Here is a 21,157-nt window from a genome sequence, read left to right on the forward strand (position 1 = left end):
CTCCAAATAGGTTTCACTGTCGTTTTATTCAATAAAGTCTTAGTTTTTATTCGAGCTACTGGAAGAACTCGAGCTGCTTGACGACTTTGGTGTAATCGTAACCGATACCTTCTGATCCGATAATTGATCAACTCCGGTCGGCTTATCTAAGGTTACACTCTTTGTCGTTTTGCTTAAAATATTCGACAAATCTAAACTAACAGGCAAAGAATTAATGCTACTTAGTGTATCACTTGTCCCGTAAATTGTCACGGATGAAGGGTCGAAGCTAATCTCATAATCACTGGCAGTACCAGCACTAGCCTGGACTTCCAAACTGACTTTTTTGCTGGACTGACTTTGCGAAACCGTTAGCTTGACGTTCGCTTTCGTTTGCGAAAGCGATGCCTGAACAACGTTTCCGTCCTTGTCATAAGGTGTTAACTTCACTGACTGTGTCACATTGGCCTTTGTGTTCTTATCGAGGCTAACGTCAGCGCCAACGTAGGAAACGGCATCAACGTTGGTCTTCGGTCCGGTGACCGTTACGGACTTAACATCCGTGCTGGTATCCGTGACCGAATAGCCATTAGCAAGTTTTGATTCATCATAATTGACTTGCACGTTCTTTTTAGCCGAATTCTTTTCAGCCAAAGTCACGGTAACTGTCTGAGGCGAAGCAGCAGCCGTTAATGAACTATTCACCCCCGAAAGGGCAACGTTCACCGTGTGTTGTCCAGCTCCCAATCCGCGAAGGTCAGCAGAAGCCGTAATGTCATTATGATTCTTGGCAGCCGTAACCAATGCAGAAGATCCCTGCACATTCACAGAAACAGATGAACTACCGCCAACGATAACATAATCATCTGAATTGTATTGGAAAGTCAAAGGAACGGTGAGCGTGGCCTTTTTTTGTGGCACCAATGATGAATAAGAATTAGATGAATTGGAGTTTGAATAGTTCTTAATTGAAAGGACGTAGGCAGCCAATAGCAGGGCCAATAAGAGCGAGAAAATCACGTTAATGATTTTTGAAGAGGCTAATTTTTTCATGACTTCCTCCCTTTTAATAAGAACTGGAGCCAGTTATGCTTATTCTTCTTTTGTACAGGGTCAATCCACTGCTTTTCAAAGAAGTTCAAGTAGGATTCCTGATCCATGTTCCGAAGTAGGTCCCCGCGCTGCGTGATGGAAATTTCACCTGTTTCTTCAGAAACCACAACCGTAACGGCATCCGTTGCCTCTGAAATCCCAACTGCGGCACGGTGACGAGTTCCCAATTCCTTTGGAATACGTGTTGATTCCGACAGTGGCAAGTAAGCAGCCGCAACAGCAATTTGATCATCATTAATGATGACCGCCCCATCGTGTAGAGGCGTGTTTGGAATGAAAATGTTAATCAAAAGCTGTCCCGTAATGGTTGCGTTCAACGGAATGCCAGTTTTAATGTACTCTTCCAACGTATCCTTACCGTTAATCGTAATTAACGCACCAATCCTTCGCTTCGACATGTACTGCAAAGCCATATCAAGTCCCCGGATTAATTCACGCGCCTGTTCATTATCCAGGTGTTGCTTGCGAACCGTAATGCGCCGTCCGAGGCTCTCTAGTCCGCGGCGAATCTCCTGTTGAAAGATAACCACCAATGCAATCGGTGCCCATGTGATGATTTGGTCCATCAACCAGGAAAGCACCACAAGGCCCAATCGCCAAGCAATGACTTTGATCAGCACAATGGCACCAACCCCAAACAAAATTTGCAGGGCACGGGTGCCTTCTACAAAAGTGATGACCTTATATAAAATGAACCAGATGATCAAAACATCGACCAGGTGGGCCAAATTACTGGAGGTCATGTAAGCCCAAATTCCCATTTTTTACTCCTCATTGCGGCCAACCAGCGCCCTGGTTTCCGCGTAATTAATGTATTGTCGCAGATTAATACTCGTTTGCCGACTAATCCGCTTCTGATCGTATAGCTGCTGAACCATCTCACGTTCAGCCGACAGCGTCTTTAGCTCAAGCTCCAAGCGCTTCCGATCGTCTTGTTCTTGTTGGTCAAAAGACGGTACGTGTTTCGTCTTTTCAATCTGATAGCGGTAAATCACGATCAAGTTGTAAGCCGTCTGCCGAATGATTCGGTGGGTAACGGTGTCCCCAACTTGACGAGAAACGTAATCTGATAAAGCTTTAATGGCTGCCTTAGCCATCTCTCGAATCGCTAAACCGGATTCTTCATAGACCCTGTCCGATTCCTGATCGGACAGCCAGATACGAAAGTCAGCCCGTAGGCGGCGATACAGCCACTTCATTCGCTTCAAGCCAACCAGTTCACGGTCCGAGCCCAAATCCGCTTCAAATTGATCAAGCCGCTTGGCTTGCAAACTGTAAGTGATGGGGGAAATGTGTTCCTCAACCAACAGCTGTTGCAGGCGATTGCGTTGTGCTTGCAAAGCTAACTCTTGCAACTCCAACTCTTTTTCAGCAGCAAAGTCCGACTGATCCTGGTCGTCATGAATGCGATGACGCAGGGAACGGGCCGACTTTTGTCGCCTGGAAATCAACTCATGGATAATTCGTCGATTCGATTCCGTCTGCATGTCACGTAGCTTTTGAATCCCAACTCGCAGAATCCAAAGTTGTGCGCGCCGTTCTGAAATGTCAGCCTTTGGTTGATCGGCAGCGTCTTCAACCGACATCGTCGATTCCGGCTGGGTAAAGTCGCGCTGACTCACCTCTTTGGTCACCAGCGGCAGCATAATGGAAGCCACAATTAATGACAAGACAACCACGACGGCCGCTATAAAAATGACCAAATCTCGTCCAACAAAGGCTGTTCCCGCATCCGTAACGGTCGGTACTGTCAAAACAGCGGCCATCGTAACGGCCCCACGAACACCCGTCAAGCCAGAAACAATGGCTGAACGGAAGGAGACCTTTGTCTTCCGGTGGTGCCAGTGCTGGCCCAACTGAATGATGTATGCCCAAATCACTCGAATGAAAAAGACAATCAGCCAGACGAGAAAGCCATAGGCAAAGGCCTGCCAATTGGCAATTTCTGTATTCTTCAAAATGCTGTGCAACGCATTGGGAAGAGTAATCCCTAACAGAACGAAAATCAAGCCATTCAACACGTAAACAACCACTTCCCAAGAATGAACGGAAACGATGGTTGCTTCAGCTGATAAGAGGTTGGAACGGCGATCAGACAAAATTTTCGCCGCAATACCACCGGTCACAACGGCGATTAAACCAGAGGCATGTAACCAGCCTTCCGCCACCCAATAAATGATGAAAGGCATCAAAAGAGTGAAAATTGTATAAAAAACAACATCTGCTAGACCGGAACGAGAAACCCAATTTCGAAAGGCAATCATGCTTGAGCCAAGCAGAATACCGACTAACACTCCGATAACGGTCATCCAGGCGAAGTTTAAGAGGGCATCCCCCAACACAAAGGTTCCAACAACCGTTGCTTTCACGGCGGTGTTAAACGAAACCAATCCCGTTGCATCGTTAACCAGACTCTCGCCGGTCACCACATGCAAGAGGTTTTCAGGTAGCTTCACCCGTTTGGCAATGGCCTGCACCGCCACCGGATCAGTGGGTGAAAGGACAGCCGCCAGAGCCAAGGCAACCGACAGTGGTAGCTGAGGGATTAGCCAATGAATGGCATAGCCACCCGCAATAGTGGTGACCAAGACGAGCAGAATGGCATTTCCAAGGATGGGAGCCCGTAACTCCCACAGTTCTCGTTTTGGAAAACGCCAGGAATCATTGAACAGGATGGGCGCGACGAACAGCATCATGAACCAATGCGAATCGACTTCGACATTGATGTTACCCATGGTTGCTAAAGTCACCCCAATGACAATTTGAAATAGGGAAATCGGGATGGCCGGAACAAAGTGCGAGATAATGCTTGAAAGCGCAACCCCCGTCACTAAGACGACCATTAACTCAATTAAGGTCATGGTTAGCGGTCTCCTATAATTCTTACTTCAGGTTCCAAATGGACTTGGTAGTTCTTGTAAACCTCTTGTTGGACAAGGTGAATCAAATCTTCATAGTCGTTTCCAGAACCATGGTCAACGTTGACCATGAAGCCGGCGTGCTTGGTTGATACCATGACACCCCCGACTGACGTTCCTTGTAACCCTGAATCCATGATTAGCTTCCCAGCAAAGTAACCTTCCGGACGTTTAAAAACCGACCCGTTCGATGGCCAGGAAAGGGGTTGCTTTAAGGCACGAGCGTAGTTATTTTCATCCATTCTGTCCTGAATCTTTTGACGATTTCCCTTTTTCAAAGCAAAGGTTGCCTGGACAATAATCCCGCCATTGTCTTGAAAGACAGAGTGTCGGTAGGCAAAGGCCAGCTCCTTCCGTGAAAAAGTCTGAAAGGTCATGTCCGGCATCAAAGCCGTGACCGACTCAACCACCATGTCAGCTTGCCCACCATAGGCACCAGCATTCATGAAAACGGCCCCGCCAACAGAGCCCGGAATACCGGCTGCCCATTCAAGACCAGCTAAGCCCTTCTCCTGTGCCACGGCCGCCAGCCAAATGATGTCGCAACCAGCAACAGCGCTCAGTTCGTTTCCTTTCTGTTCCACCGTTTTCAATTCCGTCATTAAAATCACCAAACCGCGTAGTCCACCAGAACGAACCACTAAGTTGGATAGCCGGCCAAAAACGTGGATAGGAAAACCCTGTTCTTTTGCCCAAGCAACCAAGTGCTGAAGTTCTTCAAGCGAGTGAGGAATGGCTAAATAATCAGCTTTCCCTCCAGCCTGGGTATAGGCGTAAGGAGCAATTTCCGTGTTTGTTAAAAGGTTTAAACCGTTCTTTGGCATGGTAGTCTCCATTTGTGTTCTATCTCTTCTATCATAACAAATTTTACCCCTTACATATGAAAAAACTAATGAATTCAACTCGGCAGAAAGAAAGCGGGACTACGGAAAACCATTCTCATTAAAAACGACCAAACAAAAACAGCCCTGCGCTTGCAAGGACTGTTTTAATCAAATAATTGTCTCAACTATGAGGCATTATCCCCGGTACTTTTTACTCATACCGGCTAAGAGTTTACGCACGTAGCGGTCCCCGGCTTCCCGATAATTTCGGTGATCAGGGCGACGCAAAATTGCCGAGAGTTCGCCGTTCGAGATATGATCCCCCGCTAACTTCAGCAACTCCTGAATATCGTCAGAAGTATAAGCCATGGCAATTTTAATCTTTTTAATCGTCACGTTATTAACAAGCTTGGCGTTTCGCATATCAAAGGTTGCGGGCACAACTTGTCCATTTTTATCCTTACGGTGGCCCCGCTTCTTAATCACTAATCCGTTTAAGAAGGCTTCCAAATCGTGATTTGACAAGGCAGCGTCGTGGCTCTGGTCCTTTTCTTGACGAGTCAAAATTCGGTCAAGATCACTATCCGACACCGTGACACCCCCAAGCTTAAACATTTCTTCAATCTCTTGGTTACTAAGTGATAAGGCGTAGCGCAAACGAATGACCACGTCGTTATTATTCATCATGGTGCTGCTCTCCTGTCTTTTTAAAATGGGTGGCGATCATAGTTTTGCCAAGACTCGTGTGAGTCCTGAATCCGTTTAAACATTCGTTCCATTTCAGTCAATGTGAATGCCGTTAGCACCGGTCGACCATGTGGGCAGTTATAGGGATTTTTAGCCTTTGCTAAATCAACCAATAAACGCCTGGCTTCATCGGGCGAAAGATGCCAGTTGGCCTTAATCGCTCGCTTACAAGACATCATAATCGCGGCTTTTTCACGGAAGGCTACCACCGTCAGTTCCTCACCGGATAAGACCCAATCAATCATTTCTCGTACGGTATCTTCTACCTGGTCTGCTTTCATCCAAGTTGGATGTTCATATAAAGCTAAGGTATTAGGGCCAAATTCCTCAACGGACAGCCCGACCTGCGCTAACACGTCGCGATGGTCCATGATCTTCAAAATATCGGCTGTCGAATAGGTCAAAGTCAATGGCTGCAGCAGTACCTGTTGGTTGTCGGATACCTCGCCCACTTGCTTTCGGTAGAACTCATAGTTCAGACGCTCCTGTGCGGCGTGCTGATCAATCAGGTAAAACTTGTCTTTGTCTTGGGCAAAGAGAAAGGTCCCGTGCATCTGGCCAATGTAATCCAAATTGGGGAAGCCCTGCGGATTATCCGTCACATCTTGTACGTCAACATCAAGGTCAACGTTTTCCACCTTGGCTTGCTTAGAAACTGATGCCGTTGGCTGATCAGGCATGGTTGAATGATGGGAAAAGTCTTGATTCTGATAAACGGCGATTGGTTCAGCGACCCGGTTTTCTAGTTGATCGGCCATTTGGGCGTCATCTGCTACTAGAGGAGTTTTCTGTCCAAATGGTTCGACGTAGGCCTCTGCTTGATAGCGGCTCATAAAACTAACCACCGCTGCATCATGCAAGTAGGCTTTATCCGTCAGCTGAATCACGGCATTTTTACGCACAGTAATGGCCGGCAAAGTCGTTAGCTTAACCGAACGTTGGGCTGAATTTAATAGCTCTCCCCCGCTACTTTTAGCGGTCTGCACTTCGACCGTGGCCGGTTTTTTTGGAGCAACCAAACCGGGATGGTTCACTTCGACTTCTTCTTTTCCTAGGTTTTCCAAAGCATCCGGAATCAAATTTTCTTGTGCCAAGCGCTCAGCAATAACCTCTGTGAGTAAATCGGTTAATTCCCCTTGTTCGGACAAACGAATTTCAGCCTTTTGCGGGTGCACGTTTACATCAACCATCAATGGATCGAGTTCAATCGAAACGGCCCCGATTGGGAAACGACCAACCATCAGTTTAGAACCGTAACCCTTAATGATGGCGTTGGAAACGGAAAAATTCTTCACAAAACGGTGGTTGACCAAAACCGCCAAGTAAGAACGAGAAGCCCGTGTTTGCTCCGGTAAAGTCAGATAGCCGGATACCTTAAAATGCTCCGACTGTCCGGAAAAGGCAACCATTTTCTCTGCGGTCTTACGATCGTAGATGGCCGCCAGAACCTGACGTAAATCGCCATTCCCAGCGGTCTTAACCAGGACCTTCCCGTTATGCGTTAACGTCAGCGCCCGTTCAGGGTGTGCTAAGGCCAAGTGGTTCATGACATCCGTCATGAGCGATAGTTCCGTTTGTGGTTTTTTTAAGTACTTTAGCCGTGCTGGTGTATTGTAAAAAAGATTACGAACCGAGACAATGGTGCCGTAACGACCAGCCGCCGGACTTTCTTGCACCACTTGGCCACCCTTTACTTGGTAGGTCATCCCGTTTTCAGAAGTCGCTGTTCGCGTTTGCAACGTAACGTCCGCCACGGAAGCGATGGAGGGCAAGGCTTCCCCACGAAAGCCCAGAGTCATGACTTTGAAAAGATCATGACGGTTTTCAATCTTGGACGTTGCATGGCGAACGAAGGCCAGAGGAACATCCTCGGGTGCGATTCCCTCCCCATTATCAATGACCTTAATCAAATCAAGGCCAGCGTTATCGACGACAACATCAATTTGTTGTGCGTTGGCATCAATGGCGTTTTCCACCAATTCCTTTACAACGGAGGCCGGCCGCTCAATGACCTCACCGGCGGCAATTTGGTTCGCTAATAGGTCGGAAAGTTCATGAATTTTCGCCATGGTTTTCCTCCATTTCCTGCAACTGATACAGCAGGTTCAGCGCATCAAGAGGCGTTAGTTTGTTCAAATTCGTTTGCTGCAGCTTATCCAAAATGGCTTTTTGGTCAGCCGTTAACGACTGGCCTTCTGGCTTGGCTTCGGCAATTTCAAAAAGTGGCAGGTCCTGCGCCATTCCGGTAAAGGCACGTTTTTCCGAATGGTTAGCCGCCTGATTACTTTCTTCTGCAATCGTTTCGGCCACTTCGACTTGTCCAGCACCTGACTTTTCTAATTCCGCCAGAATCCCTTCCGCGTTTTTCAAGAGCGGACTAGGCAAACCGGCTAGCGCGGCAACTTGGATTCCGTATGAACGGTCAGCCGCACCGGGTTGTACCTGATGCAAGAAATGCAAGCGACCGTCTTCAGACAATTTAGCGCCAACGTGCACGTTTTCGATGGCCGGATAGGCTTCAGACAGGGCCGTTAATTCATGGTAATGCGTGGCAAAAACCGTCGTCGCATGCAGGTGCTTGGCCAGGTATTCAATGATTGCCTGTGCCAAAGCCATCCCATCATAGGTAGCCGTTCCCCGGCCCAATTCGTCAAAAAGGATGAGCGACTGGGCCGTGGCGTTTTGTAGCGCCAAATTGGCCTCCGCCATTTCCACCATAAAAGTCGAACGACCGGCCACCAAGTCATCGTTGGCCCCAATTCGGGTAAAGATTTGATCAAAAATGGGCAGTTCCGCACTTTCTGCTGGAACAAAAGCGCCCATTTGTGCCAGAATCACGATGATGGCAATTTGGCGCATGTAAGTGGACTTTCCGGCCATATTTGGACCGGTTACCAGTTGAATGAATTGGTCCTGTGGAAAAGTCACGTCGTTAGCCACGTATTCCCCAGCCCCGAGCAAGGATTCCACGACCGGATGCCGTCCCTGTACGATTCGAACGGCGCGGGAACCATCCTGATGGAAACGGGGACGCACAAAGTGCCGCTCTTCGGCAACATCGGCTAAAGCAGCGAGCACATCAATTTTAGCCAAATCATGGGCGAGGTGTTGCAACCGGTGCATCTGTTCCTTCACCTGTCGGCGAATGGCCAAAAAGAGTTCGTATTCACGGTCATAACGCTTCGTTTGGGCAGCGAAAATTAGGTCCTCATGCTCCTTTAACGCCACCGTTGTGAATCGCTCGGCGTTAGTTAGCGTTTGTTTGCGGGTATAACGACCCTCTTCTAACTTGCCCAGGTTGGCTTTGGTGACCTCAATAAAGTAGCCAAAGTTCTTGTTGTACTTGACTTTCAAAGTCGGAATCCCAGTGGCTTGCCGTTCTTCCTCCTGATAATTAGCTAACCAGTCCTGATTATCGGTCAACGCCTGCTTATAAGAGTCCACCAGATCATCGTAGCCAGTCTTAATTAACTCACCATCCCGAACGGAAACGGGTGGATCCTCGACCAAGGCCTTTTCAATCAAATCCGCCAAATCCGAAACGGGATCGAGGTCTTCCCCCAAGGCTTGCAAGATTGGGTCCGCTGACGTTCCCATGAGTGCAGCTTGCAAAGCCGGCACGGCCTGGAGAGACTTTTTTAGCTGGACCATGTCCTTGGCGTTCAAAGTTCCCAAGGCAGCCTTGGCTGCCAAGCGTTCCAAGTCATAGACGTACTTCAGTTGGTCCTGAACGGTTCCCCGGGTGAAAAAATCATCGGTAAAAGCCGCCAACACATCCTGCCGGGCTTGAATGTCCTTTAAGTTTTTCAGTGGCTTAATCAGCCATTGCTTGAGCAACCGCCCACCCATCGCCGTCTTGGTTTCGTCTAAAAGTGCAAAGAGCGACCCTGCCTTTTGCTTTGTTCTGGCGTTTTCGACCAAATCCAAGTTCACACGACTAACTTGATTAAAAACCAAATAGGCCTGTCGCTCGTATGACTGAACGGGCATGATGTGGTCGAGTGACCGCTTCTGCGTGTCAAAAAGGTACTGCAACAACAGTCCCGTGACGGCTTGGCCCAAGACATCCTTCAAATCCTTCGTCAAATAAGTCAACGTGGCGGAAGGTTGTGCAGGCCCCTGGAAGGAAACCACAAGGCCCTTCTCACCAACAAGTTTGGCCAGCTCAGCAGCTTTCAAATCCTCTTCCTTGGCCAAGACAACTTCCTTGACTTCCAAGGCTCCCAGTTCGTCCATCACCTCTGCTGCCGTCGCTAGAAAAGTCGCTTTCAGCTCACCAGTCGACAAATCGATGTAGGCTAATGCATAGGGACGGGGAGCCGCCCCCTTCTTAACGGGTGCTAACCCAGAATTATCATGGACAACGGCTGCCAAAAAGTTGTTCGTTTTGCCATCGCCCTTTTGCCCAGCCAGTTTGGTCCCGGGCGTGATTAACTGAACCACGTCTCGCTTGACCATCCCCTTGGCTGTGGCTGGATCTTCCATCTGCTCCACGATCGCAACTTTGTAGCCCGCGTCCACCAAAATATCGATGTAGTTGGAGGCGGCGTGGTAGGGAATCCCGGCCATTGGAACCGGATTTTCGGAGTTCTTGTTTCGCGAAGTCAGCGTCAACTCCAGAATTTTGGCGCCCTTAATGGCGTCTTCTTCGAACAATTCGTAAAAGTCGCCCAGGCGGTAAAACAAGAAGGCATCGGGATAGAGGTCTTTGATTTGATGGTACTGCACCATCATTGGAGTATCAGTTGCTTTGGCCATGGTCGGTCCCTCCTTTTTTAGGTAAAACTATGTACAAAAGTCATCAAAAGATTGGCTTATTTACAAATCTTTCAAGACTTTTTTAGGTAACAAATTCTTTATTTAGCTCGAACCAACTTCACCACCGCTTCCACGTGCATGGTCTGTGGGAACTGGTCAACTGGCTGAACTCGACCAGCCACTTCATACCCCTGCTCAATCAAATCCTTGACGTCGCGGGCCAAGGTGGCTGGGTTACAAGAGACGTAAATCAAGCGATCCGGTTTCATGACCCCAACGGATTCAATGAAGTCCTTGGTGAGTCCCTTGCGGGGAGGATCAACGAAGACAACGTCGGCCGTCTTCCCTTCGCTGGCCCATTTGTGCATTTGTTCAGGGGCGTCGGCAACGACAAAGTCGGCGTTCCAAACGCCGTTTAACTTGGCGTTCTTACGAGCATCTTCAATGGCCGGTTCCACCACTTCCACACCGAGCACCTTCTTGACACGGTCGGCCACAGTCAAGGCAATGGTCCCAATTCCACAATAGGCATCGATCACGGTATCAGTTGCTTTCAAATCCGCCATATCACGGGCCAAGCTGTATAGCTTGGCCGTTGTTGCTGGATTGACCTGGTAGAAAGAATTTGGGCCAATTAAGTAGGCTTTGCCAAGCAATTGATCCTCAATTTCAGGTTGCCCCCATAATAAGTGGTTTTCCTGGCCCATAATGACGTTGGTCTTTTGGGCATTCACGTTTTGAACCAACGAAACCATCTTTGGTAGCCGTGCACGGAGAGCCTCGATGATGCCCTCTTTTTCAGGGATGCGCTCCTTGGCCGTCACAAGCACCACCATTAGCTGGCCTGTTGCCTTTCCATAACGGGCCATGACGTGCCGAATCAATCCCTTGCCACTTTCTTCGTCATAGGCCGTGACACCGAATTCCTGCAAGACATCACGGGTCACACGAATCGCTTCATCGACGTTTTCATCTTGAATATAAAAGGAATCCGTTGGAATTAACTTGTGGGAGCCACGGCGGTAAAACCCAGTTTCCAAACGACCGTTGACCATTTGAGTGGGCACTTGAGCCTTATTCCGGTAATGAGTGGGGTCATCCATTCCGATGGTTGGCGCTACCGCGACCCGCAGCTGGGCTTTTTTGAATAACTCACGGACCTGTCGTTGCTTCCAGGCCAACTGCGCTGGGTAAGAAAGGTTAGCCATTGGGGCAATGCCCGTTGTCAACGCCAACTGGTCCTTTAACGGAACACGGTCCGGTGACGGCTTTACCAGTGTCTTAATCCGAGCAAAGCCATAGTTTTTCAACACCTTCGTCACAATCAAAACCGCTTGCTCGCCCGGCAAACCGTTCGCCACAAAAAGTGGAAAACCAGCCACTTTAGCCACGCCCATCCCCTGGTAAGTCAAGTCAATGATATCGGCCTTAACCTGGTCATTTTTGGAAACCGGTGCCTTTTGCTTGTATACTCGATTGGCTTTTGCCATGTTTGTCCTCGTTTCACCTACTTGTTATAACGCAAAATTGGCAGCACCAAGTGCCGCCAGTTCGCTTACTGATCAGCCTGTTCGGCCGGTTCCTCGGGTAGGTCGTCATGACCACCCTTGGCTTCTAATTTTTCAACTTGCTCGACAAACTGTTCCTGAATCTTAGTCGTCGTCACATCCGTGTTCATCTCATCAATGTTAGCCACGAACTCAATGTGTTGCTTCAAGTTTTCAAAAGTCATTGGGGCATCGCCACCGTATTCCCCATCCAGATTCACTTTAATCGGATCATCGTTCAGCGGTTCAATGTTCACCTTGGATGTCTTTTTGTAAATTAATTGGGGATTGTGGACGTGGGCGCCGCCCTTTAAGACCTGGGAAACCAACTGAGCAATCTGCCACAAGTTGGACTTTTTGACAATCAAAAGGGTGAACTGCCCATCGTCTAACTTGGCATCTGGCACGATGGTTTCGAAGCCAGCAACGGAGTTCGTTAATGCCAAGAAAATCATCGAAATGTCGCCTTCGTAGACGCCATCGTCATAGGTTACCTTGGCGGACACTGGCTTCAAGCGCGTGAGTAGTTCCGCGCCCTTTACCAAGTAAGCCAAGTAACCATACAGCGACTTCATCGCGGATGGCACCGCATAGGTCAATTCGGACAACGTTCCCAGAGCCGCGATGTTCATGAAATAACGGACGGGCTGTTTAACAAGCTGCCCTTCCTTTTCACCAGTCTTAAAGGCCTGGATTTTACCGATATCCATCTTAACGGTTTGCTTCTTCAAAATCACCTTGGCGGCTTCCAAAGGGTCATCACGGGAAACCTTTAACGCCCGGGCATAATCATTCGTGGTGCCCGCCGGGATGATGGCCATCATGGGACGCTTTTCAAGGGGTGCAATACCATTGACCACTTCATTGATGGTTCCGTCACCACCCGCTGCCACGATGAGATCGAAGCCAGCCTTTGCAGCACGAGTGGCTTCGTTTTGGGCGGACATGGGTGCTGGTGTGGTCGCAAAAGTCGACGTTTCGTAGCCCGCCTGTTCATAAACGTTTAAAATGTCCAACATATCCCGCTTGACCATTTCACGTCCGGAACTTGGGTTATAAATTATACGTGCACGTTTCATTTTACTAGTCGAAACAGTGAAAACACTCTTTCTTCCTCCTCAATTCTATGTACACGGAGCATGCTCCGTTTAAAATGACCAGCGATTAGCGCTTGTTCAGTTCCTCTAGGAGTAACTTGTTCAACACGCCGGGGTTGGCCTGCCCCTTTGACTTTTTCATTAATTGACCAATCAAGAAGCCAGTGGCACGGTCCTTACCACCCTTAAAGTCTTCAATCGACTGTGGGTTGGCGTCCAAGACCTCCGTAATCCATGGCAACAACGTTGCGGGATCCGAAATCTGCACAAGGCCTTTGGCCTTTGCGTAGGCTTCTGGTTCTTCACCATCCATGATGGCTTCAAAGACCTTCTTGGCCTGCTTCGTTGAAATGGTGCCATCTTCAACCAACTTAACCAGACCAGCCAAGTGTTCTGGCGTCAGCTTGGTTTCTTGCAACTCCACCTGATTCTTGTTCAAGAAGGCGTTGACGTCCCCGATCAAATAGTTGGCGGCACGCTTGGCAGCGGCCTTTGACTCAGCACCAGCCTTGACGGTGTTGTCAAAGAAGTTCGACATCGCCAACGTCTGGGTCAGCACTTCGGCATCGTATGGTTCCAAACCAAGTTGGTCAACATAATCCTTTTGACGGTCGGCCGCAGACTTTGGTAATTCGTCAGCCACACGGTTGATCCAGTCTTGATCAATGTGGATGGGTGACAAGTCCGGTTCAGGGAAGTAACGGTAATCATCAGCCGTTTCCTTGACACGCATCAAGATGGTTGACTTGGTTGGTTCATCGTAACGACGCGTTTCCTGACGAACTTGACCACCAGAACGGATAATCTTAGCCTGGCGCTTTTCTTCATAGGCCAAAGCCGCTTCCACGTAACGGAAGGAAGACACGTTTTTCATTTCAACACGGGTACCGTATTGCTTGGAACCGTGTGGGCGCAAGGAAACGTTGACATCGGCACGCATCTGTCCCTCTTGCATCTTGGCTTCTGAAACGCCGGTAAAGAGAATCACTCGGCGCAGTTGTTCCAAATAAGCGTAGGCTTCTTCTGGTGACGAAAGCTCGGCTTTGGAAACGATTTCGACCAAAGGCGTTCCCTGACGGTTCAAGTCGACATAGGAATAACCATCGGTCCCGTGGGTGTTCTTTCCGGCATCTTCTTCAACGTGCAGCTCTTCGATACCGATGCGCTTGACACGTCCATCGGGCATCGTCACGTCCAAGTAGCCATTCCGGCCGATTGGCGTGTGGAGTTGAGTTGTTTGATAAGACTTGGGGTTATCAGGATAAACGTAGTTCTTACGGTCCCAACGAATGTCTTCTGTAATGTCGGCGTGCAAGGCCATGGCCACACGCATCCCGTAATCAACGGCCCCCTTGTTCACGACTGGCAAAACCCCTGGATAGGCCCAGTCAATGACGTTGGTGTTTTCGTTTGGTGAATCCCCATAATGAACGGGGGATGGTGACAGCAGCTTTGACTTGGTCTGCATTTCAACGTGGACTTCGAGTCCAATCACTGTTTCAAAATTTTCATTTCCCATCAGCTGGCCTCCTTAGAAATCCTTCCCGATTGCGGGAATGTTGTCAGTAAAGTGATTTTCCTGTTCAAAGGCGTAAGCCAATTGGTAAATCGTTTGTTCATCAAAGGCCTGACCGATGATTTGCAAACCGATTGGCAAGCCACCGTTAAAGCCGGCGTTCACGGACATGGCAGGCAAACCAGCCAGGTTGACGGGGATGGTCAACACATCGCCCATGTACATGGTCTTCGGATCGTCAATTTCAGAACCCATCTTGTAGGCCTGCGTTGGCGTCGTTGGTGCCACAATCAAATCGTAGTCTTCAAAGACTTTGTTAAAGTCGTCAATGATCAGGGTCCGAATCTGCGCAGCCTTCTTGAAGAAGGCGTCGTAGGCCCCCGCCGACAATGAGTAAGTTCCCAGCATGATTCGCCGCTTAACTTCGGAACCGAAACCTTCCGAACGCGTCTCCTTGTAAACTTCTTCCAGGCTCTTAGCTTCTGGGGCGCGGAAACCGTAACGAATGCCGTCGTAGCGCTGCAAGTTTGAGGAGGCTTCTGACGACATCAAAACGTAGTAAGCAGCCACACCATACTGAGTGTGTGGCAGCGATACTTCAGAAACTTCGGCACCCATCGCCTTCAACTGCGCAATGGCGGCGTTGACCTGGGCCTTCACTTCCTCAGAAATTCCTTCTTCGAAGTATTCCTTAGGCACAGCAACCTTCATCCCATTGATGGACTGCCCCATCTTTTCAGTAAAGTCGGGAACGGGCAAATCAGCCGACGTTGAATCACGTTGATCAAATCCAGCAATGGCGTTCAAAACCAAGGCGTTATCACGCACCGTCCGGGTCAACGGACCAATCTGGTCCAATGAGGAAGCCATGGCGAAGAGTCCAAAACGGGACACACGACCGTAGGTTGGCTTCATCCCAGCCAAGCCGTTAAAGGCAGCCGGCTGACGAATCGAACCACCGGTATCAGAACCAAGGGCGTAGGCCACTTGGCCGGCAGCAACCGCTGCCGCTGACCCACCGGAGGAACCACCAGGCACGCGGGACAAGTCCCAAGCGTTCTTCGTTTGTTTGTAGGCTGAGGTTTCAGAAGAACCACCCATGGCAAACTCATCCATGTTGGCTTTTCCGACAATGACAGCGCCGGCATCCTTCAGTTTCTTCGTGACCGTGGCGTCGTAAACTGGCTTAAAACCAGCTAAGATACGGGAAGCCCCAGTCGTTTCAAGACCTTCTGTTGAGATGTTGTCCTTCATGGCCATCGGAATACCGGCCAAAAGGTTCTCAAAGTCGCCTTCTTCGTCAGCAACACGCGCCGCTTCGATGGCGGCCTCTTCGTGCAAACGAACAAAGGCTTCCAGCTGGTCGTCAGATTGCTTAATGTTTTCCAGCGTGTCGGCCGTCAACTTCGTTGCCGTGATATCCCCCGCCTGTAAAGCGGCGTGGATGTCTTCCAGTGAGTGTTCGAAGTAGTTATACGTCATTAGGCTTCTTCCCCTCCCTGCAAAATTGCCGGCACCTTAATCAAATCAGCGGCCTCTTCTGGTGCCTGCTTCAAGAGTGCCTTCTTCTCGTGCCAGTTTTCCGCTTTGTCTTCACGCAAGTGGTTGACGTTTCGGGTCACTGAAAAAGTCGGTGCCACCCCGTCCGTGTCAACTTCGGCCATCTTGTCAACCAAGGAAACGATGTCCTGTAGTTGGCTCGTGTAAGCTTCGAGTTCTTCATCGGTAAAAGTCAACTTAGCCAAGTCGGCGACGTGGGCGACTTCTTCTTTCGAAATTGATGTTGCCATGTATTCACCTGCATGGCAGGCCGTGAGGGCGCTACCATGGCTTTCCTTTCAAGATTAATTACGATTCTATTTTACCATTAAACGACTGGGCTTGCCCCTTGATTTTCTAGGAAAAGTCCGTATAATTAAGACTGTTGTCAAAACAACTGACCAAATTCTTAGATTAACGTCTCACCGTCGTTTTTCTCAGACTTTGGCGACATTATAGAAAGGTGGAAATGATTATGGCCCTTACACAAGAACGTAAGAACGAAATCATGAAAGAATATGCCCGCCATGAAGGCGATACTGGTTCAGTGGAAGTTCAAGTTGCAGTTTTGACTGCTGACATTAACGAATTGAACGGTCACATGGAAACGCACAAGCATGATTTTCATTCACAACGTGGTCTTTTGAAGAAGATCGGTCGTCGTCGTAACTTGCTTCGTTACCTCCGTGGTACTGATGTTCCTCGTTACCGTGAATTGATTAAGCGCTTAGGTTTGCGTCGTTAAGCTTTCGCTTTTCAAAAACCAGCATCAAATTTAAGGAGACAGACATATGCCGATTATTGAATCATCTATTCAACGCGTACGCTTGACAAAGAAGCAACACGATCGCAACGAACCACAACGTTCTGCTTACCGCACTGCCGTTAAGCGTTTCGTTAAGGCTGCTAAGGCCGGTTCAGACGATACTGCTGAATTGTACAAGCAAGTTTCTTCTGCTATCGATCGCGCCCACTCAAAGGGCTTGATCAAGAAGAACAAGGCTTCACGTCAAAAGTCACGTTTGGCTAAGTACGTAAAGTAATTCATTTTAGTGAATGACCCCCTCACCTAACAAGGCCGAGGGGGTTTTTACTTGGATTTAAAAAGGGTTGGTGTGACTACCCGTCTTAATGAACTCAACGTATTCACCATCATAGCGATAAATTAAGACCCAATCAGGCTTAATGTGCAATTCGCGATCGAGTCCTTGATTAATTAGCTGATGGTCTTCATAGGAAGCAGGAATTGGTAAATCTCGTAAAAGAATTTCAACGATTCGATCAAAATCTTCTTTTCGATATCTCCCTCCCTTCATTAATTTTCGATATTGCTTCTTAAAGCCATTAACTGAACGAACACGATATTTATACTCATTCATCTTCGTCATTATTTAAGTACTCCAAAAAGTCATCTAGATTTTCAAACGTCTTATAGTCACGACTCGCCATTGCTTCCCTCAACCGCTCATTCGGCACATCAATCTTAAATGGAATACCACCCGTATCTAAACTTTTAATCACAAAGTTCTGTACGGCATCCTGAACCGTTGTTCCTAATCGAGTACAAAGCTTTTCAAAAGACGCTTCATCCCGACTGTCTAACTCAATTTGTATTTGTGTGGTCATTTTTTCTCCTTTATTGAATCGTTTTCTGCCACCATCATAACAGCCAAAAACCCCTGTCACAACAGGCTTTTTCGATGTTATACAAAAAGGAATCAATCGTCTGATTGATTCCTTTTAACTGTTTAATTGACTAACTTAAAGTTCAACCGCTCGACGACGGCACGGCCACCCTGTGCATTGACAAAGTCGACCACGTCTTCAACGGAAGCCCGGTATTTCTTCGCATCGTTTTTACTAAAGCAGAGCGGTTTATCCTGAACTTCCGTATCATTTGATGACATCACGTAACGATAATAGGCAGTGCCCTTACCAGACTGGCCATTCGTGACCAAAAAGGTTGGAATCGTATCTGATTGACGAGTCATCGTTAACGAACTGGCGGACTTCAAGGCCTTCCAAGAAGCGTCCCCGTTCACCAAACCATAGAGGGTAATCATCCGGTAGGCTAACTCATCACTCGACCGGAAATCGTCTTCGGTCAAGGTATTCGCCGTGCTTGTTCCCTTTTGACTGTGGCCGGTACTCGAGCTAGCGCTTGCTGAGGCATCCCCCTTCACCTCACTACTACTCGAAGAAGAGGCGGTTGCCGAAGAAGAGGACGCAACAGTCGAGTCATCAGCGACCACCCCCTCTGCTTGAGCGTTTTTCTCCCAGTCCTGTTTACCAGAAGAAGAAGAGGAAGAGCTGCTAGTCCCCTTCTTGCTCCCACTACTTGTTCGACCCCGGTCTGAAGCCGAAGAATCAATATCCTTCACAATAATTGTCACCGCGCCAGCAGCCAAAATGACCGTACTGAGCAACGTGACCAGTAATCTCTTTTGCTTTACCACACTGGTCAATCTCCTAAAACCTAATTCTAAACGTGAAAACATCAACACATTTATTCACCCCTTATCTTAAGGGCATTCTAGGAACTTTGCAATCATAAACTGAACAAATTTTTATACTTTTTCATCATAATAATCCAACTAAAAAAGCCGACCACTTCCCATCCAGAAAGTGCGTCGACTTTTTTAGTTAATTAAATCACGGCAACGTTCATCGAAGCCGGTGCTCCGTAGCCAACAGGCTGAACATTAGCGTTCAAGTAGGCCCAATCAGACGTTGACAACCAGTAGTTAGCACCACGGGCAATCGTCAACGGATCCGCAATCAAGAAGCCACCATCACGGTAACCGTAAATCAGCTGAACGTGGAAATTGTTCGATGCGTTGTTCAACTGTAAGTTCCAAGGCAAATAAGTAATGACAAGGTTATTGGCCATTAGCTGAGAAAGCACCTCACCGACGCCTGCTCCCGTAATGTCCTTTGTTTCGACACCGTATGCGCCATTCAACTTAGCGGCTAATGGTGCAGCCAAAACGGTCTGCGTGTACCACTGACCGTAACCAAATGGATTCCCGTGGAAACCATCGTATGGTGAAACGCCGAATCCGTAACCGATTCGGTTATAGATGTCGTGGATGTCTGGAACGGCCTTGCCCTTGGCCGACAAAGCCATTTGGAAGGAAACCCCTTCACAACCCTCGGGTGCACCGAGTGCTCGTTGATCTAACGACCAGTGCCCGAAGTCAATGTTGACCGAATCAGTATCCAATCGACCGTCCGCCCAGAAGTGAACGCTGCGTCCGTCGATGGTTTGCCAGTCGGTCACGATGTTACCATCACCGTTGGCGTAGTAGATGTTGCCGCCATCGGTGAAGAAAGTCGAACGACGTTCGTAATAGGTATTGTCGTTACCAAAGAAGTGCTCGGCACCATCGACCCATTGACGGCCAGAAACGGCCCGGCCGTCCCCATCGGTGTAGTAGGTGTAACCCCATGCTTCACGCCAACCGGCGTTTTGGCGAACCCCGTCGATGAACCAGTAGTAAGTGCCCGTGTAGAAACGGAAACCAGTAAAGAGTTCACCATTTTCGTACCAACGGTAACCACCGTTCTGTGGCGAACCATCCCAAATGTAACCTTGCAAAGGGCGCTCGTAGTAAGTGTTATCATCACCAAAGTAGTGCGCACGGCCATCAATGATTTGGGTGCCTTGCACCGCCCGACCATCGTTGTCGGTGTAGTACTTGTAACCCCAGGCCTCGCGCCAACCAGCGTTTTGACGAACCCCGTCAATAAACCAGTAGTAAGTATTGGCATAGTAACGGAAGCCAGTGAAGAGCTTGCCGTCTTCGTACCAACGGTAACCCCCGTTTTGAGAAGAGCCATCAAAGAGATAACCTGTCGAACGCAAGTAGTAGGTGCCATCGTTTCCAAAGTTAAATTCCTGACCATCAATCGTTTGGTTACCCTGGACGGCACGGCCATCATTATCCGTATAGTAAGTGTAGCCCCATGCCTGACGCCAGCCGGCGTTTTGGCGGACTCCGTTCACAAACCAGTAGTAGGTACCCGTGTAATAACGGAAACCGGTGAACAACTGCCCGTCTTCGAACCAGTTATACCCACCGTTAGCCGTTGAGACATCTGGCGAATAAATGTAGCCCGACACGTGTTCGGATGCAAACTTGTCGAGAGCCTTTTGACGAGGGTCTTCCGTTTGCACTTGGTTATTCTGTTGGTTTTGCTTGTTTTGGTCAGCCGTGTTGGCCTGGTTGTTATCAGTCACAGCGGATTGCTGATCGGTTGGTGCGTTGGCGGCCTTCACATCACTTGAAGACGATGAGGCAGTAGCAGACTGCGCACTAGCAGTCGACTGACTGGCCGCTTGCTGATTGGCTTGATCAGTTACCGTATCATGATCAGTTGCTGCGCTTTGGCTAACTGCTTGATTCGTCGTTATTTGCGACGTCTCGTCGGCATGGGCCAATCCCTGCCCAGCTCCTAAGCTCAGCGCCAAGGCAATGGCTGCGGATGCCAAGTAAATGGTTCCGCGTGTTTTTTTCATTTCAAAAGACATGTATTTCTCCACATAAATCGGGTTTGAACACAACAGGTTCATTATACACGTTTTTTAATCTTCATTAAATGTCCAATTAAAAAGTCCCTATCGCAACCAACGATAAGGACTTTCATTTAGACTTTTTCTTTGAAAATGTATAACTTGCTTAACACATAATTGGCTAAAATCACGAAAATGTTTTGAATGCCATTCCAAAGCAAATCATTTTGATGAAGGATTCGGACCCCAAAAGCTAAAATCAACCACCCGAGCACACCGGTCACAATGCGGGCCAGATAAAACTGCCAGACTTCGCGAAAGACCCCGGCCATGTCCGTGACTTTTGACCGGAAAACCCAGATCCGATTGGTCAAGTAAGCAAACAAGACGGCGAGGAACCAGGAAGCAACGTAGGCCAGCGTGTATTCCCAGTGTAAAGCGGCTGAGAAGAGCGCGTAAGTGACGACCGATACCACAAAAGTCGCCCCACCAAAGAACAGGTAAAGGATACTTTCTTCGTACTGTTTGTATAGTTTCATTATTTTTTGCATGGGCATACCTGCTAGAAAAGTTTCTTAAATACTATAGCGAACAAATAAAAGGAAG

The 21,157-nt window shown here is 48.5% G+C and carries 19 protein-coding genes; 2 read left to right on the forward strand and 17 right to left on the reverse strand.

Annotated features, from left to right (window positions below; genetic code table 11):
• Positions 1-39: 39 nt before the first annotated feature.
• The 12 genes from IV71_RS06505 to gatC form a co-directional block, all read right to left on the reverse strand.
• Complete coding sequence (locus IV71_RS06505; RefSeq protein WP_010017533.1) at positions 40-1,032, reverse strand: CdaR family protein; 993 nt, start codon at positions 1,030-1,032, stop codon at positions 40-42.
• Positions 1,029-1,853, reverse strand: a complete 825-nt coding sequence (gene cdaA, locus IV71_RS06510) for a diadenylate cyclase CdaA (protein ID WP_010017531.1) — start codon at positions 1,851-1,853, stop codon at positions 1,029-1,031. Before cdaA ends, IV71_RS06505 begins: the two co-directional genes overlap by 4 nt.
• A 3-nt stretch (positions 1,854-1,856) precedes the next feature.
• Positions 1,857-3,953, reverse strand: a complete 2,097-nt coding sequence (locus tag IV71_RS06515) for a Na+/H+ antiporter (RefSeq protein WP_010017530.1) — start codon at positions 3,951-3,953, stop codon at positions 1,857-1,859.
• Positions 3,954-3,955: 2 nt separating this feature from the next.
• A complete protein-coding gene (murB, locus tag IV71_RS06520; RefSeq protein WP_255260758.1) occupies positions 3,956-4,846 on the reverse strand; it encodes a UDP-N-acetylmuramate dehydrogenase in 891 nt (296 codons plus the stop codon).
• Between the two features lie 183 nt (positions 4,847-5,029).
• Positions 5,030-5,518, reverse strand: coding sequence for a YehS family protein (locus IV71_RS06525; protein WP_029489949.1), 489 nt, complete (start codon positions 5,516-5,518; stop codon positions 5,030-5,032).
• A 23-nt stretch (positions 5,519-5,541) separates the two neighbouring features.
• The gene (gene mutL / locus IV71_RS06530; RefSeq protein WP_010017527.1) at positions 5,542-7,650 is read right to left on the reverse strand and encodes a DNA mismatch repair endonuclease MutL; all 2,109 of its coding nucleotides are present in this window, start codon (positions 7,648-7,650) and stop codon (positions 5,542-5,544) included.
• A complete protein-coding gene (mutS, locus tag IV71_RS06535) occupies positions 7,634-10,339 on the reverse strand; it encodes a DNA mismatch repair protein MutS (RefSeq protein ID WP_010017526.1) in 2,706 nt (901 codons plus the stop codon). Before mutS ends, mutL begins: the two co-directional genes overlap by 17 nt.
• Positions 10,340-10,437: 98 nt before the next feature.
• Positions 10,438-11,829, reverse strand: coding sequence for a 23S rRNA (uracil(1939)-C(5))-methyltransferase RlmD (rlmD, locus tag IV71_RS06540; RefSeq protein ID WP_010017525.1), 1,392 nt, complete (start codon positions 11,827-11,829; stop codon positions 10,438-10,440).
• A gap of 65 nt (positions 11,830-11,894) precedes the next feature.
• Positions 11,895-12,965, reverse strand: a complete 1,071-nt coding sequence (locus IV71_RS06545) for a diacylglycerol kinase family lipid kinase (protein WP_029489948.1) — start codon at positions 12,963-12,965, stop codon at positions 11,895-11,897.
• 85 nt (positions 12,966-13,050) lie between these two features.
• Positions 13,051-14,502: an Asp-tRNA(Asn)/Glu-tRNA(Gln) amidotransferase subunit GatB gene (gene gatB, locus IV71_RS06550; protein WP_010017521.1), complete on the reverse strand. Its 1,452-nt coding sequence runs from the start codon at positions 14,500-14,502 to the stop codon at positions 13,051-13,053.
• A gap of 12 nt (positions 14,503-14,514) precedes the next feature.
• On the reverse strand, positions 14,515-15,981 hold the full coding sequence (gene gatA, locus IV71_RS06555) for an Asp-tRNA(Asn)/Glu-tRNA(Gln) amidotransferase subunit GatA (RefSeq protein ID WP_010017520.1): 1,467 nt from the start codon (positions 15,979-15,981) through the stop codon (positions 14,515-14,517).
• The gene (gene gatC / locus IV71_RS06560) at positions 15,981-16,289 is read right to left on the reverse strand and encodes an Asp-tRNA(Asn)/Glu-tRNA(Gln) amidotransferase subunit GatC (RefSeq protein ID WP_010017519.1); all 309 of its coding nucleotides are present in this window, start codon (positions 16,287-16,289) and stop codon (positions 15,981-15,983) included. Before gatC ends, gatA begins: the two co-directional genes overlap by 1 nt.
• Before the next feature lie 224 nt (positions 16,290-16,513).
• Between gatC and rpsO the strand changes: the two genes are divergently transcribed.
• Together rpsO and rpsT are read left to right on the forward strand one after the other, a co-directional pair.
• On the forward strand, positions 16,514-16,783 hold the full coding sequence (gene rpsO / locus IV71_RS06565; protein WP_010017517.1) for a 30S ribosomal protein S15: 270 nt from the start codon (positions 16,514-16,516) through the stop codon (positions 16,781-16,783).
• 46 nt (positions 16,784-16,829) lie between these two features.
• The gene (rpsT, locus tag IV71_RS06570; protein WP_010017515.1) at positions 16,830-17,081 is read left to right on the forward strand and encodes a 30S ribosomal protein S20; all 252 of its coding nucleotides are present in this window, start codon (positions 16,830-16,832) and stop codon (positions 17,079-17,081) included.
• A gap of 57 nt (positions 17,082-17,138) precedes the next feature.
• Here the strand turns inward: rpsT and IV71_RS06575 are convergent, their stop codons facing one another.
• From IV71_RS06575 to IV71_RS06595, 5 genes are all read right to left on the reverse strand, one after another.
• Positions 17,139-17,417 (reverse strand): type II toxin-antitoxin system YafQ family toxin, encoded by a 279-nt coding sequence (locus tag IV71_RS06575; RefSeq protein WP_029489947.1) that lies wholly within the window; start codon positions 17,415-17,417, stop codon positions 17,139-17,141.
• The gene (locus tag IV71_RS06580) at positions 17,410-17,664 is read right to left on the reverse strand and encodes a type II toxin-antitoxin system RelB/DinJ family antitoxin (protein WP_010017511.1); all 255 of its coding nucleotides are present in this window, start codon (positions 17,662-17,664) and stop codon (positions 17,410-17,412) included. The genes IV71_RS06575 and IV71_RS06580 overlap by 8 nt, the downstream gene beginning before the upstream one ends.
• Before the next feature lie 122 nt (positions 17,665-17,786).
• The gene (locus IV71_RS06585) at positions 17,787-18,536 is read right to left on the reverse strand and encodes a hypothetical protein (RefSeq protein WP_158534689.1); all 750 of its coding nucleotides are present in this window, start codon (positions 18,534-18,536) and stop codon (positions 17,787-17,789) included.
• Positions 18,537-18,685: 149 nt separating this feature from the next.
• A complete protein-coding gene (locus IV71_RS07810; protein WP_010017509.1) occupies positions 18,686-20,569 on the reverse strand; it encodes a C39 family peptidase in 1,884 nt (627 codons plus the stop codon).
• 116 nt (positions 20,570-20,685) lie between these two features.
• On the reverse strand, positions 20,686-21,102 hold the full coding sequence (locus IV71_RS06595) for a GtrA family protein (protein WP_010017508.1): 417 nt from the start codon (positions 21,100-21,102) through the stop codon (positions 20,686-20,688).
• Positions 21,103-21,157 lie beyond the last annotated feature (55 nt).

Source organism: Fructobacillus fructosus KCTC 3544 (genome assembly GCF_001438695.1).
Classification (GTDB): Bacteria; Bacillota; Bacilli; order Lactobacillales; family Lactobacillaceae; genus Fructobacillus; species Fructobacillus fructosus.

Bases quoted from the DNA above. Each gene is read 5' to 3' on its own strand.
- IV71_RS06545 (WP_029489948.1), bottom strand. From the start codon at position 12,965: ATGAAACGTGCACGTATAATTTATAACCCAAGTTCCGGACGTGAAATG.
- rpsO (WP_010017517.1), top strand. From the start codon at position 16,514: ATGGCCCTTACACAAGAACGTAAGAACGAAATCATGAAAGAATATGCC.
- rlmD (WP_010017525.1), bottom strand. From the start codon at position 11,829: ATGGCAAAAGCCAATCGAGTATACAAGCAAAAGGCACCGGTTTCCAAA.
- IV71_RS07810 (WP_010017509.1), bottom strand. From the start codon at position 20,569: ATGTCTTTTGAAATGAAAAAAACACGCGGAACCATTTACTTGGCATCC.
- rpsT (WP_010017515.1), top strand. From the start codon at position 16,830: ATGCCGATTATTGAATCATCTATTCAACGCGTACGCTTGACAAAGAAG.
- IV71_RS06580 (WP_010017511.1), bottom strand. From the start codon at position 17,664: ATGACCACACAAATACAAATTGAGTTAGACAGTCGGGATGAAGCGTCT.
- IV71_RS06575 (WP_029489947.1), bottom strand. From the start codon at position 17,417: ATGAATGAGTATAAATATCGTGTTCGTTCAGTTAATGGCTTTAAGAAG.
- IV71_RS06505 (WP_010017533.1), bottom strand. From the start codon at position 1,032: ATGAAAAAATTAGCCTCTTCAAAAATCATTAACGTGATTTTCTCGCTC.
- gatB (WP_010017521.1), bottom strand. From the start codon at position 14,502: ATGGGAAATGAAAATTTTGAAACAGTGATTGGACTCGAAGTCCACGTT.
- cdaA (WP_010017531.1), bottom strand. From the start codon at position 1,853: ATGGGAATTTGGGCTTACATGACCTCCAGTAATTTGGCCCACCTGGTC.
- IV71_RS06585 (WP_158534689.1), bottom strand. From the start codon at position 18,536: ATGTTTTCACGTTTAGAATTAGGTTTTAGGAGATTGACCAGTGTGGTA.
- gatC (WP_010017519.1), bottom strand. From the start codon at position 16,289: ATGGCAACATCAATTTCGAAAGAAGAAGTCGCCCACGTCGCCGACTTG.
- gatA (WP_010017520.1), bottom strand. From the start codon at position 15,981: ATGACGTATAACTACTTCGAACACTCACTGGAAGACATCCACGCCGCT.
- IV71_RS06525 (WP_029489949.1), bottom strand. From the start codon at position 5,518: ATGAATAATAACGACGTGGTCATTCGTTTGCGCTACGCCTTATCACTT.
- mutL (WP_010017527.1), bottom strand. From the start codon at position 7,650: ATGGCGAAAATTCATGAACTTTCCGACCTATTAGCGAACCAAATTGCC.
- mutS (WP_010017526.1), bottom strand. From the start codon at position 10,339: ATGGCCAAAGCAACTGATACTCCAATGATGGTGCAGTACCATCAAATC.
- murB (WP_255260758.1), bottom strand. From the start codon at position 4,846: ATGGAGACTACCATGCCAAAGAACGGTTTAAACCTTTTAACAAACACG.
- IV71_RS06595 (WP_010017508.1), bottom strand. From the start codon at position 21,102: ATGCAAAAAATAATGAAACTATACAAACAGTACGAAGAAAGTATCCTT.
- IV71_RS06515 (WP_010017530.1), bottom strand. From the start codon at position 3,953: ATGACCTTAATTGAGTTAATGGTCGTCTTAGTGACGGGGGTTGCGCTT.